The organism is Paenibacillus soyae (genome assembly GCF_024623455.1).
Lineage (GTDB): Bacteria > Bacillota > Bacilli > Paenibacillales > Paenibacillaceae > Pristimantibacillus > Pristimantibacillus soyae.
This window is the reverse complement of the sequence record NZ_JANIPJ010000006.1, coordinates 75,186-87,880: the sequence shown is the minus strand read 5'-3', so window position 1 is coordinate 87,880 and position 12,695 is coordinate 75,186. Positions and strand designations below refer to the sequence as shown.

At 50.9% G+C, this 12,695-nt stretch carries 15 protein-coding genes and 1 tRNA gene; 11 read left to right on the top strand and 5 right to left on the bottom strand.

The window, feature by feature from the left end:
• Positions 1-53 precede the first annotated feature (53 nt).
• The 4 genes from mutM (at position 54) to NQZ67_RS10420 (ending at position 3,263) form a co-directional block, all read left to right on the top strand.
• The gene (gene mutM, locus NQZ67_RS10435; protein ID WP_257445218.1) at positions 54-914 is read left to right on the top strand and encodes a DNA-formamidopyrimidine glycosylase; all 861 of its coding nucleotides are present in this window, start codon (positions 54-56) and stop codon (positions 912-914) included.
• A 145-nt stretch (positions 915-1,059) separates the two neighbouring features.
• Positions 1,060-1,755, top strand: coding sequence for a sporulation membrane protein YtaF (ytaF, locus tag NQZ67_RS10430; protein ID WP_257445216.1), 696 nt, complete (start codon positions 1,060-1,062; stop codon positions 1,753-1,755).
• A gap of 327 nt (positions 1,756-2,082) precedes the next feature.
• Complete coding sequence (gene coaE / locus NQZ67_RS10425; RefSeq protein ID WP_257445214.1) at positions 2,083-2,685, top strand: dephospho-CoA kinase; 603 nt, start codon at positions 2,083-2,085, stop codon at positions 2,683-2,685.
• The gene (locus tag NQZ67_RS10420; protein WP_257445212.1) at positions 2,682-3,263 is read left to right on the top strand and encodes a lytic transglycosylase domain-containing protein; all 582 of its coding nucleotides are present in this window, start codon (positions 2,682-2,684) and stop codon (positions 3,261-3,263) included. The genes coaE and NQZ67_RS10420 overlap by 4 nt, the downstream gene beginning before the upstream one ends.
• Positions 3,264-3,380: 117 nt before the next feature.
• On the opposite strand, the gene NQZ67_RS10415 is transcribed toward NQZ67_RS10420, so the two are convergent.
• Positions 3,381-3,596 carry an alpha/beta-type small acid-soluble spore protein gene (locus NQZ67_RS10415; RefSeq protein ID WP_257445210.1) on the bottom strand — a complete coding sequence of 72 codons (216 nt, stop codon included), beginning with the start codon at positions 3,594-3,596 and terminating at the stop codon, positions 3,381-3,383.
• Between the two features lie 136 nt (positions 3,597-3,732).
• Between NQZ67_RS10415 and nrdR the strand changes: the two genes are divergently transcribed.
• The 6 genes from nrdR (at position 3,733) to NQZ67_RS10385 (ending at position 8,373) form a co-directional block, all read left to right on the top strand.
• A complete protein-coding gene (gene nrdR, locus NQZ67_RS10410) occupies positions 3,733-4,215 on the top strand; it encodes a transcriptional regulator NrdR (protein WP_257445466.1) in 483 nt (160 codons plus the stop codon).
• A 299-nt stretch (positions 4,216-4,514) separates the two neighbouring features.
• A complete protein-coding gene (locus NQZ67_RS10405) occupies positions 4,515-5,423 on the top strand; it encodes a phosphate ABC transporter substrate-binding protein (RefSeq protein WP_257445208.1) in 909 nt (302 codons plus the stop codon).
• Positions 5,424-5,543: 120 nt separating this feature from the next.
• Positions 5,544-6,446 (top strand): phosphate ABC transporter permease subunit PstC, encoded by a 903-nt coding sequence (gene pstC, locus NQZ67_RS10400; protein WP_257445206.1) that lies wholly within the window; start codon positions 5,544-5,546, stop codon positions 6,444-6,446.
• Entirely contained in the window at positions 6,447-7,286 is an 840-nt protein-coding gene (gene pstA / locus NQZ67_RS10395) for a phosphate ABC transporter permease PstA (RefSeq protein WP_257445205.1), read from the top strand. It abuts the gene before it with no gap.
• Between the two features lie 112 nt (positions 7,287-7,398).
• Positions 7,399-8,157, top strand: coding sequence for a phosphate ABC transporter ATP-binding protein PstB (pstB, locus tag NQZ67_RS10390; protein WP_257445203.1), 759 nt, complete (start codon positions 7,399-7,401; stop codon positions 8,155-8,157).
• 143 nt (positions 8,158-8,300) lie between these two features.
• Positions 8,301-8,373, top strand: a tRNA-Ala gene (locus NQZ67_RS10385).
• Between the two features lie 444 nt (positions 8,374-8,817).
• Here the strand turns inward: NQZ67_RS10385 and NQZ67_RS10380 are convergent.
• From NQZ67_RS10380 to NQZ67_RS10370, 3 genes are all read right to left on the bottom strand, one after another.
• Positions 8,818-9,354 (bottom strand): NAD(P)H-dependent oxidoreductase, encoded by a 537-nt coding sequence (locus NQZ67_RS10380; protein ID WP_257445201.1) that lies wholly within the window; start codon positions 9,352-9,354, stop codon positions 8,818-8,820.
• A 27-nt stretch (positions 9,355-9,381) separates the two neighbouring features.
• Positions 9,382-9,702 carry an NIPSNAP family protein gene (locus NQZ67_RS10375; RefSeq protein WP_257445199.1) on the bottom strand — a complete coding sequence of 107 codons (321 nt, stop codon included), beginning with the start codon at positions 9,700-9,702 and terminating at the stop codon, positions 9,382-9,384.
• A gap of 198 nt (positions 9,703-9,900) precedes the next feature.
• On the bottom strand, positions 9,901-10,290 hold the full coding sequence (locus NQZ67_RS10370) for a winged helix-turn-helix transcriptional regulator (RefSeq protein WP_257445197.1): 390 nt from the start codon (positions 10,288-10,290) through the stop codon (positions 9,901-9,903).
• Between the two features lie 122 nt (positions 10,291-10,412).
• On the opposite strand from NQZ67_RS10370, the gene NQZ67_RS10365 reads away from it, so the two are divergent.
• The gene (locus tag NQZ67_RS10365; RefSeq protein WP_257445195.1) at positions 10,413-11,597 is read left to right on the top strand and encodes an MFS transporter; all 1,185 of its coding nucleotides are present in this window, start codon (positions 10,413-10,415) and stop codon (positions 11,595-11,597) included.
• Between the two features lie 209 nt (positions 11,598-11,806).
• On the opposite strand, the gene NQZ67_RS10360 is transcribed toward NQZ67_RS10365, so the two are convergent.
• Entirely contained in the window at positions 11,807-12,682 is an 876-nt protein-coding gene (locus tag NQZ67_RS10360; RefSeq protein ID WP_257445193.1) for a carbohydrate ABC transporter permease, read from the bottom strand.
• Positions 12,683-12,695: the final 13 nt, after the last annotated feature.

Here is a 12,695-nt window from a genome sequence, read left to right as displayed (position 1 = left end):
TAACGGACGTAGGGCCCTGCCGTGAGGTATAATGGTAGCTGAGGTGAGGAGACATGCCTGAACTGCCAGAGGTAGAGACGGTTAGACGAACATTGATCGAGCTCGTGGCGGGCAAACGCATCGCGTCCGTTACGGTGAAGCTCCCTAGAATTATACAGAGGCCGGCGGACCCGCGTCAGTTCGAAGACGCGCTTGCCGGCCGCACGATTCAGACGATAGAGCGGAGAGGAAAGTTTCTTCGCATTATTTTGGACGGATTGGTGCTTGTGTCGCATCTGAGAATGGAAGGGCGCTACGGCGTATATGGCTCCGATGAGCCCGTGGAGCTCCATACACACGTGCTGTTCCACTTCGACGACGGCACGGATCTGAGGTACAAGGATGTCCGGCAATTCGGCACGATGCACTTGTTCCAGCCCGGAGAGGAATTCGAGCTGCCGCCGCTGAACAAGCTCGGCATCGAGCCGCTCGACGAAGAAGCCTTCACCTTGAAGGCGTTCCGCGAGAGGCTGGAGAAGCGCTCCACGCGCATCAAGCCGCTGCTGCTGAACCAGGAGCACATCGTGGGCCTCGGCAATATTTACGTCGACGAGGCTTTGTTCCAAGCGCGCATTCATCCCGAGCGTTCGCCGGAGAGCTTGAGCCCGGCCGAATGGAAGAAGCTGCACGAATCCATCCGGGCTACTCTTGCCCGGGCCGTGGAGGCCGGTGGCTCGTCGATCAAGTCGTACGTGAACGGCCAAGGCGAGATGGGCATGTTCCAGCATCAGCTGCTTGTGTACGGACGGAAGGACGAGCCTTGCCCAAGCTGCGGCAAGCCGATCCATAAGTTCGTCGTGGGCGGAAGGGGTACCCATATTTGCAAGAAATGCCAGAAGACAAAGGAAGCGCGGCCGGTTAAGGCAGAAGCCTGATTCGCGTCCGTCCGTGCACCGCAAGCCGAACCCCGCATATGATGATGTTACGAACGATAGGCGCATGCCCTGTCGACGCTCGCGAAACGCTTCTAGCTTCGCTTGCGGGGATTCGGGCATCCGCTATGCGGGGAGGAGCTTGAAGTTGACTGCACATCTGGTATCCCTGGTCGTGCTTGCGTTCGCCGTGAGCCTGGACGGCTTCGGCGTCGGCGTGACCTACGGTCTTCGGAAGATACGCATTCCTATCTTATCGGTATTGATTATCGCGTGTTGCTCGGGCTTCATCATCTGGTTGTCGATGCAGGCCGGGGGATGGCTTGGGGGATATATCTCGGAATCGGCCGCCAAGCTGATCGGCGCGGTTATCCTGATCGGCATCGGCTGCTGGGCGTTGTACCAGCTTACACGAAGCAAAGGCGATGAGGGAGAAGCGGCCGCTTCGTCGGAGGAGAAGTCGGAGAAGGCGGTAACCTCGGGCTCCGCGGCGCTCGAAACGGCTCAGCTGCTCAAGCTGGAGCTGAAGCGGCTTGGACTTGTTATCCAAATCCTGAGAACGCCTCAGGCGGCTGACGTCGACCGCTCCGGCATCATCTCGGCTTCAGAAGCCGTCATGCTGGGCGTCGCTCTGTCGCTTGACGCATTCGGCGCGGGGCTCGGCGCGGCGCTGCTTGGGTTGCCGGCGCTGCTGACATCCGTCGTCATCGCGGCGGCCAGCGCGATTTTCCTGGTGACGGGAACGCAGCTGGGCCTTCGGCTTTCGGCGAAACGGGGCATGCAGGCGCTGTCTTATTTGCCGGGTATATTATTAATCATGATGGGTATTATGAAGCTGTTGTAAGAGGATGTTCAAAAAGTCCACTTTTGCCCGCATAAGAATTTATATATTTCCGAGCATACGGAAAAATAAATTCTTATTGGCGATAAAACCTACCTTTAAACGCGGTCGCTCATCCATGAAAGGCCTCGATATAGGTTTTATCATCACGAAGCACTTGCAGGAAGCGGATTCGACGTCGAATATCGAATTCAGCCGAAACTTCCGGTGCTCACGTAGCGCTGCTACGCTACGCTCCTCAGTTTCTAGCTTCATCCGATCTTCTCGGTGCTGAAAAGTGGACTTTTTGAACTCTCATTTGAACTCTCAATTGAACTGGAGGTGATCGCTTTGATCATTGGACTAACCGGCGGCATCGCCAGCGGCAAGAGCACGGTCGGCGGCATGCTGGCCGGCCTTGGCGCGAAGCTGGTCGACGCCGACGCGGTCGCCCGCGAGGTCGTGCTTCCCGGAGAGCCGGCGCTTGAAGCGATCGCCTCTCTCTTCGGACAAGCCGTGCTTCATCCGGACGGGACGCTTGACCGGACGGCGTTAGGAAGCATCGTTTTCCAAGACCGCGAGGCGCTGGCCAAGCTTGAGGCGATTACGCATCCCGCCATACGCAAACGAATGTGGGATCGTATTCATACATATGAGGAAGAAGAGCCGAATGGATTGATCATCGGCGACGTACCCTTATTGTACGAGACCGGGCAGGACAAGCTGTACGAAGGCGTGCTTGTCGTCTACGTTCCCGCGGCGGTTCAGGTCGAAAGGCTAATGCAGCGGAACAAAATGAACGAAGATGAAGCCAGGCGAAGGGTTTCGCTTCAGATGGACATTGAGGAGAAGCGAAGGCGGGCGGAATGGGTGATTGACAACAGCGGCACGCTCGAGGAGACCCGGCGGCAGGTTCATGATTTTTGGCAGAGCAGGCAGGTCGGAACGTTATGAAGAAGAAAAGGCGACGCATCCGCGTGAAAAAACGATTTTTCCTGTTCCTCATAGCGGCGTTCGTGTCGGTCCTATTCCTCAAGTCCGATTGGCTGGCGACATGGATGTATCCGATTCATTACAAGGACGACATCCGCGCAAGCGCATCGAATTACGGGCTTGAGCCTCACTTGGTGGCGGCCATCATTCGGGCGGAGTCCAATTACGAGACGGGACGGGAATCGAGGAAAGGCGCGCTAGGGCTTATGCAGCTCATGCCGGACACCGCGCATTGGGTTGTCGAGAAAGCGGGCTTCGAGAAGGTGAACGACGATATGCTGCGCCATCGGGCGGATGTCAGCATCGAGGTTGGATCTTGGTATTTGAATGCGCTGCATAGGCAATTCGAACATAATCAGGTGGCGGCGGTGGCGGCCTATAACGCCGGTCCCGGCAACGTTCGCAAATGGCTGGATTCCGGAAGCTGGGACGGCAGCATGGAGACGGTGAAGGAAATTCCGTTCGGCGAAACCAGGCACTATGTACAACGGGTTTTTTATTATTATAATAAGTACAAGGATTTATATCCCGAGTTCTGATCCCTTAAGAGGTTGTTGAACACGCACTTTAACTGATGAACGTTAAGAAAGCCTTGAAGGGCTCGTCGCTTCAGGACAAGCACCTCCAAGACTTCCGTTATTCATACAGATGAATCACTATTTTGTGCCGGCTAGGGATTGTTCGGCAATTTGTACCAGGCGACGGGTGATGTAACCCCCGATGGAGCCTGCGTCACGCGTTGCCATGTTTCCATAGTAGCCGTCTTGAGGAATCGCGATACCCAGCTCTTGTGCGACCTCGAATTTCATTTGGTCCAGAGCTGCTGTCGCTTGCGGCACTACCAGTTGGTTACTGCTGCGGGATGCGCTCATTGATGTTCACCTCCTTGCGGTTGGTAACTGTATTATGTGCGTAATTCCAGAGTTCATTACAGGAAACGGTTGGAATTTTTAATTCGATGGATTGGAATGTAGAACAAAACAAGCTCCGGAAGGGAGGAATGTCATGATGAAATGCCCATATTGCGATTACGCGGGAACCAAGGTGCTGGACTCCAGACCCGCCAACGAAAACAAATCGATCCGCAGACGCCGCGAGTGCGAGAAATGCAGCCGACGCTTCACGACGTTCGAGATGGTCGAGGAAACGCCGCTCATCGTCATCAAGAAGGACGGCAGCCGTGAGGAATTCAGCCGGGACAAAATCCTGCGCGGCCTAATTCGCGCCTGTGAGAAACGCCCTGTGCCGGTCGAAAGGCTGGAGGTCATCGTCTCCGAAGTTGAGAAGGAGCTCCGTACGACGGCGAATGCCGAGGTCGATAGCAGCGAGATCGGCGGCTATGTCATGAACCAGCTGTACCCGATCGACGAAGTCGCTTACGTTCGCTTCGCGTCCGTGTACAGACAGTTCAAGGATATCGACATGTTCATGAAAGAGCTGAACAGTCTGCTCTCGAAGCATCCTCTTAACGGCGGAATGCACAATTCTTAGAGCAAGCCGAATGAAATGAATTAGACCGCTCAAAACCGTATCCTGTTAAAAGGATGCGGTTTTTTTTCGCATGAATGGGAAAGTCAATTGAAAAACGTATAGTCCTTCGCCATGAAATGGGTATGGGTAGCACGCACGTCCAGCGACAATATGCGACAAATCTATTCGATGCTCTATCATTTTCGCAAGATAGCTTGATATTTTACATTGAATTTACACTCCGCATATACGCATTTAAAAAAAGCTCCCTATAATTCAGTTTGTAGCCAGCAAATATAAAGGTGGAGGAATGGAAACCAATGAAAAATCTATTCAAAGGTAAAATGTTCACGGGGGCAATTTTGACAGTTCTGACATCGGCCATGATCATGACAGGTTGCGGCGGAAACAATAACGGAGGCAACAATGGCGCAGCAACGAACTCGCCATCGAACACACCGACGGAATCGGCATCCCCATCGCCGGAGACAACGGTTAGCGGAACGGTAACGATCGCGGGCTCTACGTCCGTGCAACCACTTGCCGAAGAACTTGGAACGGCGTTCATGGGCACTAACGGAGACGCTCGCATCGAAGTAGCAGGCGGCGGTTCCGGCGCAGGCGTAAAAGCAGCTCAAGCAGGCACGGCTGACATCGGCATGGCATCCCGCGCGCTGAAAGACGAAGAAACGGGCATCGAACCGATCGTTATCGCGATCGACGGTATCGCGGTTGTCGTAAACCCTGGCAACTCGGTCGAGGATCTGACGGTTGATCAAGTAAAAGGCATCTTCTCGGGCGCAATCAAGAACTGGAGCGAAGTTGGCGGCCAAGCGGGCGACATCGTCGTGATCAACCGTGAGGAAGGTTCCGGAACGCGCGACGCATTCGGCGAGCTTGTCCTCGGCGAAGAGCCATTCGTGGCAGAAGCCATTATCCAGAACTCCACTGGCGCCGTACGCGAAGCCGTAGGCCAAGACGTGAACGCGATCGGTTACGTATCCACGGGCGGTCTGAACGACAGCGTGAAGGCACTGAAGGTTGACGGACACGAGCCGACGGAAGAGAACATCAAATCCGCCGTATACCCAATCCAACGTCCGTTCAACTTCCTGGTAGGCGAAGGCAAAGAAAATTCCGCAGTTGCTCAAGCATTCATCGACTACGTGCTTAGCGAAGAAGGCCAAAGAATCGTCGTTGAGAACGGTTATGTAACGGCAACGAAATAATCGTCCATTCATTCGCAACAAATCATCAATACTCGCGAGGATAGCCGAATCTCTGTGCTATCCTCCGAGCCTGTTATAGAGAAGGTGCATAATGACCGTTGTGTCTTGGGGGGATGACGTTTGAACCGGCTTCTGGAAGAGAAAATCGTAAAAACCTTGTTATTCATAACCGCCTTTACGGCAGTATTCAGCGTTTTGCTGATCGGCGTCTTCGTTTTCATCGAAGGGCTGCCCATCTTTTTCAAATATGGAATTACCGATGTATTGTTCGGTAACGTGTGGAATCCTACGAATCAGGTGTACGGCATTTGGCCAATGATCGTAGGCACGATCTATGTTACTTTCGTGGCTATTCTGATCGGTGCGCCGATGGGACTCGGAGTAGCCGTTTATCTTGTCGAGATTGCCAATCAACGAATATCCCGGATCATTATTCCCGCCGTCGAGCTTCTGGCTGGGATTCCGTCCGTCGTATATGGTTTGTTCGGAATGTTCGCCGTTCGCGGCGTTATCTCCAGTCTGGAGAGAGGGCCGCTCGCGGAGTACTTACCATCCAATTATCAGACTGGTTATTCGATTCTGACTGCCGCTATTATTTTGGCCATTATGATCTTACCGACCATTATTAATATTTCGTTAGATGCCCTGCGGGCGGTGCCGAAGGAATACAAGGAAGGCTCCTTGGCGCTTGGCGTATCGCATTGGCAGACGATTTACAAAGTGCTGGTGCCGGCAGCCAAGTCGGGCATCATTACAGCCATCATTCTCGGCGTTGGCCGCGCGCTCGGCGAGACGATGGCCGTCATCATGGTTATCGGCAACACGCCGCTCGTTCCTGCATTAGATTGGACCGGATTGTTCGCGCCGGCACGTTCGATGACCGCCAACATCGCGCTCGAGATGGGTTACGCAGGTCCTGAGCATCAGCAAGCGCTGTTCGCGACAGGCATCGTGTTGTTCGTCTTCATTATCATCTTGAACTCCATCACGACGCTGCTGGTACGCCGCAAAGGGAGGAAGTAAATGAACGTTCTAAGAAAACAAAAAATCGCTTTCGCCTGTTTGAGCGGATTGGGCTTGCTGACGGTATGCGTACTCATCTTCATCATCGGTTATATTCTCAGTCAAGGTCTTACGATGATCAATATTGAATTCCTTACCTCGAAACCGCGCAAAATGGGCGCGGAAGGCGGTATCTTCCCGGCTATTATCGGTACATTGTATCTAGTCATCACAACAATGATCATCGCGACGCCAATCGGCGTCGGGGCAGCCATTTATTTGAACGAATACACATCCCGCGGCAAAATCACGTCGGTGATCCGTTTCGCGACGGAAGCGCTCGCGGGTATCCCTTCGATCGTATTCGGTTTGTTCGGCTTCGCGTTTTTCGTTATCTTGCTCGAGCCCGTCACGGGTGGCTGGTCGATTCTGTCCGCGGCGCTTACCGGCGTGACTATGGTTCTGCCGACGATCGTGCGTACGGCCGAAGAGGCGCTCAAAGCCGTACCGGACTCGCTCCGCGAAGGCAGTCTCGCGCTCGGCACAACCAAATGGCAGACGATCAAAGGCTTGATTCTCCCGACCGCGATGCCAGGTATCATTACGGGCATTATCTTGTCGATCGGCCGCGTCGTCGGGGAGACGGCGGCATTCCTGCTGACGCTGGGCGGCACCTTGCTCATCCCGCAATCCCTCATGGACGGCAGCCGGACCCTATCGCTGCACCTGTATATGGTGGCGATGGAGACGGGTGCCATGGACGTCGCGTTCGGAACCGCGGCCGTGCTCATTATTTTGATCCTGATCATCAACCTGACGGCAAGCTGGTTCTTCCGCAGACTGATCAAACGATTCTCGTAGCCATAGCGATTCGTCAACGAAGGGGAGGATCCACTTGCAAGCGACTTTAACCAAACCAACTAACCACACAACGCCTATAGAAAAGAAGCCGAACGAAGGGGGAAAAATAGAAATGAGCACTCCGCAAATCGCAGCGAAAAACCTGGATTTGTTTTATGGGGAATTTCAGGCGCTTCACGACATCAATCTCAACATCTCCGAGAAACAGATTACGGCGCTGATCGGACCGTCCGGCTGCGGCAAATCGACGTTCCTTCGTACGCTGAACCGTATGAACGATCTCGTGAAGGGCGTCTCCATCAAAGGAGAAATCCAAATCGGCGGCGAAAACATTTATGACAAATCGGTAAACGTCGTCGAGCTGCGCAAAAAGGTCGGTATGGTATTCCAGAAGCCAAACCCGTTCCCGATGAGCATCTACGACAATATCGCATACGGCCCAAGAGCCCATGGCATCAAGAAGAAAGCACAGCTGAACGAAATCGTTGAGCGCAGCCTGAAGCAAGCGGCGCTCTGGAACGAGGTCAAGGATCGCCTGCATTCTTCGGCATTGGGATTGTCCGGCGGTCAGCAGCAGCGTCTCTGCATCGCCCGCGTGCTCGCCGTCGAGCCCGAGATCGTCCTGATGGACGAACCGACTTCCGCGCTCGATCCGCTCGCGACTCTGAAGGTAGAAGAGCTGGTTAACGAGCTGAAGCAGCAGTACACGATCGTCATCGTTACCCATAACATGCAGCAAGCGGCTCGGATCTCGGATATCACGTCGTTCTTCCTCAACGGCAAGATCGTGGAAACCGACATTACGAGCAAAGTGTTCACGAACCCGTCCAACAAACAAACGGAAGACTACATCACCGGCAAATTCGGCTGATCTTGCGTATGTCGCGAAAGCCCTTTTTCCAGAGGGGAGAAGGGCTTTTTCATGCCATTGAACTCGCATAAAAAATGGTGCGCTGAGTGATTGACAATCTTTCAGAGTGTATGGTATGATCTTACTTGTCGCCACAATTATACGGGGCCTTAGCTCAGCTGGGAGAGCGCATCGCTGGCAGCGATGAGGTCAGGGGTTCGATCCCCCTAGGCTCCATACGAAGAGAACGCCATCACAAATCGTGATGGCGTTTTTCGTATGGATTGCCTGGGGGGAGATGAACCCCTAAATTGGGGTTCGCCCGCGCGCAGGGAGCCGAAGGCGGACGAGCACGGCGTCTGAATCCACCGCTAAAAGTCCTCGTCGAGTACGCTTCGTCAGCTATTCGTTCAGGATTCGGACATCCCATGTCGGATTGCCGAGCATGTGCGAGTCATATCCCCCTAGGCTCCATACGAAGAGAACGCCATCACAAATCGTGATGGCGTTTTTCGTATGGATTGCCTGGGGGGAGATGAACCCCTAAATTGGGGTTCGCCCGCGCGCAGGGAGCCGAAGGCGATTGTTTATCGGGGGCCCCGCAAAGCACTCGGAATAAGCTTCGAAGGCAATCGTCACTTTGTGGGGTGTGAAAACGGCGTCTGAATCTACCGCTAAAAGTCACACAGAAGTAGTCTGAACAGATGTGATGTATCTTACATAACTAATTTTGCTTTTCTCGAGCTCCTCATCGGTCACATTTGAAACATCGCTCAATGTAAACGGCGGTATAAATCGAGCACCGATATAATGACAAGTGGCATCGATCGGCTTGAGCAATTCTTCGATCGTAAATCGGTTAGCCCCACCCAGCTGATAAGATTCTTCTGAACCGTAGGTTGAAATCGCAATTCCAATCTCTTTGCCTTGCATTTTATCTCCGTCCGGACCATAAGCCCAGCCATATTGCAGTACGGCATCTAACCATTTTTTCAGTAATGGCGGCATGTTGTACCAATAAAACGGGTATTGCAAAATGATGCGGTCATGCGCTTCCAATAGCGCTTGCTCCCTAGCCACATCTATGACTTCGTTCGGATAAGCTTGATATAGTTGATGGATTGTAATGTTGCTGTGCTGCTCTAATTCTTGGACCCACGCCTTATTGATACGGGATTCGTGAATATTTGGATGAGTAACAATGACTAATGTTTTCATTTGGATTTCCCCTTTATTTTGGATTTGTTATTTTTTGAAAAATGCGACCGTCTTTAGAAAAACAATATCGATTTTCTCGAAAAGAGGTCCGTTAAGCTCCGTAACACGTTTAAGCTCTAACCATTCCGGATCATTGTGGAACTTCTCAAAGCTTTGATTCCGTGTCTCCATATCTGAATGCTCCATGACATAATATAGGCGGTTATTCTCTTCATTAGCGTCTTCCCAGAACTCGGTAACTTTCAATCCATGATTTGCAAAGATTTGAAGCGTTCGATTTTGAAACCTTGCTTGGATCTCTTGCATCTTCCCCGGATGAATATAGTAGATTCTTAGTTCATATAACATATTTCACCTCCATGTTAGCCTCCTTGAAACGGTTTATGTGGTCCACGTGACTAATCATACATAACGCACTAAATAAAAGTAAGTACGCACTTTTTCGGTAAATACTCACCAAAGGGAAAGTATAGCTACGGTGAGATATAAAAAAAGTGGCAGTCCAGAACATGAAATATCGTTCCAGACGGCCACTTCTTATGATTTTCAAAATACTTCCTTTACGTCCTCAGCAACGGTTTGGGATTCTTCTGCATCATCGGCTTTGAAGTACATACCCCATTGTCTCAGATGTTCGACAGCTGGTCGTAAGCCTTCCCCTAATGCTGTTAGCTCGTATTCAACCTTTGGCGGAACTACAGGATAGACATGTCTCTGTATGATCCCGGCAGATTCCAACTCTCGTAATTGTTCAGCTAGCATTTTATGGTTAATGTTCAATATATTTTTTTTGAGTTCGCCATATCTTTTTTTTCCTTGAAGGAGTTCGCAAATAATGGTCGATTTCCATCTGCCGGCAAGTATAGAAACCGAAAGTTCGATGGGGCAGTAAAACTGCTTCCCGTTTAATTCATACTTGCTCTCGTAAGACCCCATAACCATACTTCCCTTCTGGTAAGTATTAACCTAAAAAGTGCGTACTTACATTTCTTTAGTATATTATGTATGATCAGCCTTGTAAAACATCATACATCATCTTACGGAGGATCAGATCGTTTATGCGAAAAAAAATACTCGTCTATTTAGTATCTATCGTAGCCTTCTTCGGTCCATTCACTCAGACTATTTATACACCAATGCTGCCTGAGATTGGACAGCAATTTCAAGCGTCGCAGGATGCTATCAACTTGACGGTATCCATATATCCGCTTTTTTTCGCAATCATGCAACTCGTATATGGACCGCTAATCGATAAGTATGGCCGACGTAAAATTCTGTTAATCGGATTTCTGTTTTTTTTGTTGGCAACTGTAGGTGCGGCTATGTCTAACTCCGTTCAAATGCTTATCTTATTTCGTGCATTACAAGCTTGTGGGGGAGCTGTTGGATCAGTCGCTGCCATTACTGTAATCGGGGATTTATTTGAGGGTAAGCTGCGAGGTCGAGCCATGGGCATTTATCAAATGCTTGTCGCACTTGGACCGGGATTGGGACCCATATTCGGAGGGTTTGTCGGACAGCATTACGGGATACATCGTATTTTCTGGGCTCTTTTTGGAATCACGGTGGTGTTATGGTTCATTTTGCTACTATTTTTGCCTGAAACCAAAACGAAAGCGAGCGGTGTTGATCGATTCCGTATCCGACAGTTATCCAATGTGCTTACTCATCGGGTAGGTTTGGCTATTGTCGTTCTTGGCTCCGTCCAATATTCCGTCTTCTATTTGTTATTGATTTTACTACCAAGTATCCTTACCGATCTTTATCAACTGAGTCCTAGTCAAACTGGATTGATGTTCCTTCCTATATCCCTGTGTATTGTTATTGGAAGCTTAGTGGGCGGTCGTATTCAAGAGTATTTCAATTTGAAAAAATTACTTATTACTATGGCCATATTGAATATGGCAACTATTCTGTTATTTGCAGTAGTTGCTTCGGTTTCCTTGCCGATTTTGACAGTTAGCCTTTCTCTCTTTGGCATGTTTCTTGGTTTATCTCTTCCTTTGCAAACAACGCTGCTCGCAAATGAGCTGCCGCATCATCGGGCTACATCTACAGGTGTATATAATTTTTTTCGTTACGTTTGGATGACAATCGGTCCCGTCGTAGGGACGTTTTTTTACCGCTTCGGTTTCCAGATGGAGTTTTATGTATGTGTGATCATATTCGCATGCTCCCTCGTATTCATATATCGACAATTTTTTTTCGCTCCCGTGGGAGAGCGCATCGTTGGGCAGCGATGAGGTCGGGAGTTCAATCATCCAATGCTCCATACAAAGTGCAAGAAAACCGATCCAATTCACGGATCGGTTTTTTACTTTGTATGGCGCCGCGAAGGGGGCGAGCCCTGGGGTTCAGTCCGCGCGCAGAAAGCCGAAGGCGATTGTTTATCGGGGTCCCAGCAAAGTACTCGGAATAAGCTTCGAAGGTGATCGTCACTTTGTGGGGCCTGCTATTCCTTAACCGACCCGATCAATAAGCCTTTAATGAAGTACCGTTGAAGGAAAGGATAGAACAAGACGATCGGACCGATGGTGACGATCGCGGTTGCCATCTTGATGGATTCGGTCGGAAGCAGCGACGTCGACAGCGAGGCCGTAGTGGATTGCATCTGCTGGATCATGCTGATTTCCGAATTGAGCTTGAATAGCAAGTACTGCAACGGATACAGATTCGGGGTATCGACGAGCATGATCGCGTTAAACCAATTGTTCCAGTAGCCAATACCATAGAACAGAGTGATGGTGGCCAGCACGGGCAGGCTAAGCGGGAAGAAGATCCTGAAGGCGATAAACGCATCGTTCGCGCCGTCCATTTTGGCAGCTTCGATCAGCGATTCGGGAATCTGCTTCATATAGTTTCGGGCAAGGAACAGATTGAACGGATTGAAAACAAGCGAAGGGATAATTAACGCCCATATATTGTTTTGGAGGCCAAGCTTGGTGCTTATCATATACCACGGGACCAATCCCGTGTTGAATACCATGGTCACAAAGAAAAACATGGCTAGGCCATTGCGGTAACGAACATGGCGTGCCGCCAGCGTATAACCGGCCATTGAGGTAATCATAACCGCAAGCAGCGTTCCTACTACCGTGACGGTGATGGAGACGATGTAGCTCTGCAACAATGGCGAGCTGCCTGAGAAAAGCATGCGGTAAGCATCAAATGACCACTGATCCGGGAAGAAGCTATAGCCTCGACTTTGAATAGAGCGCTCATCGGTTATCGATACGATTAGGACCAGCAGCAAAGGAAGCGTACATAAGAGGGCTAGGATGGAAATAAACGTCTTGTTGAAAACATCGAATGGTTTATAGGTTCTCATAGAGACTCCTTTC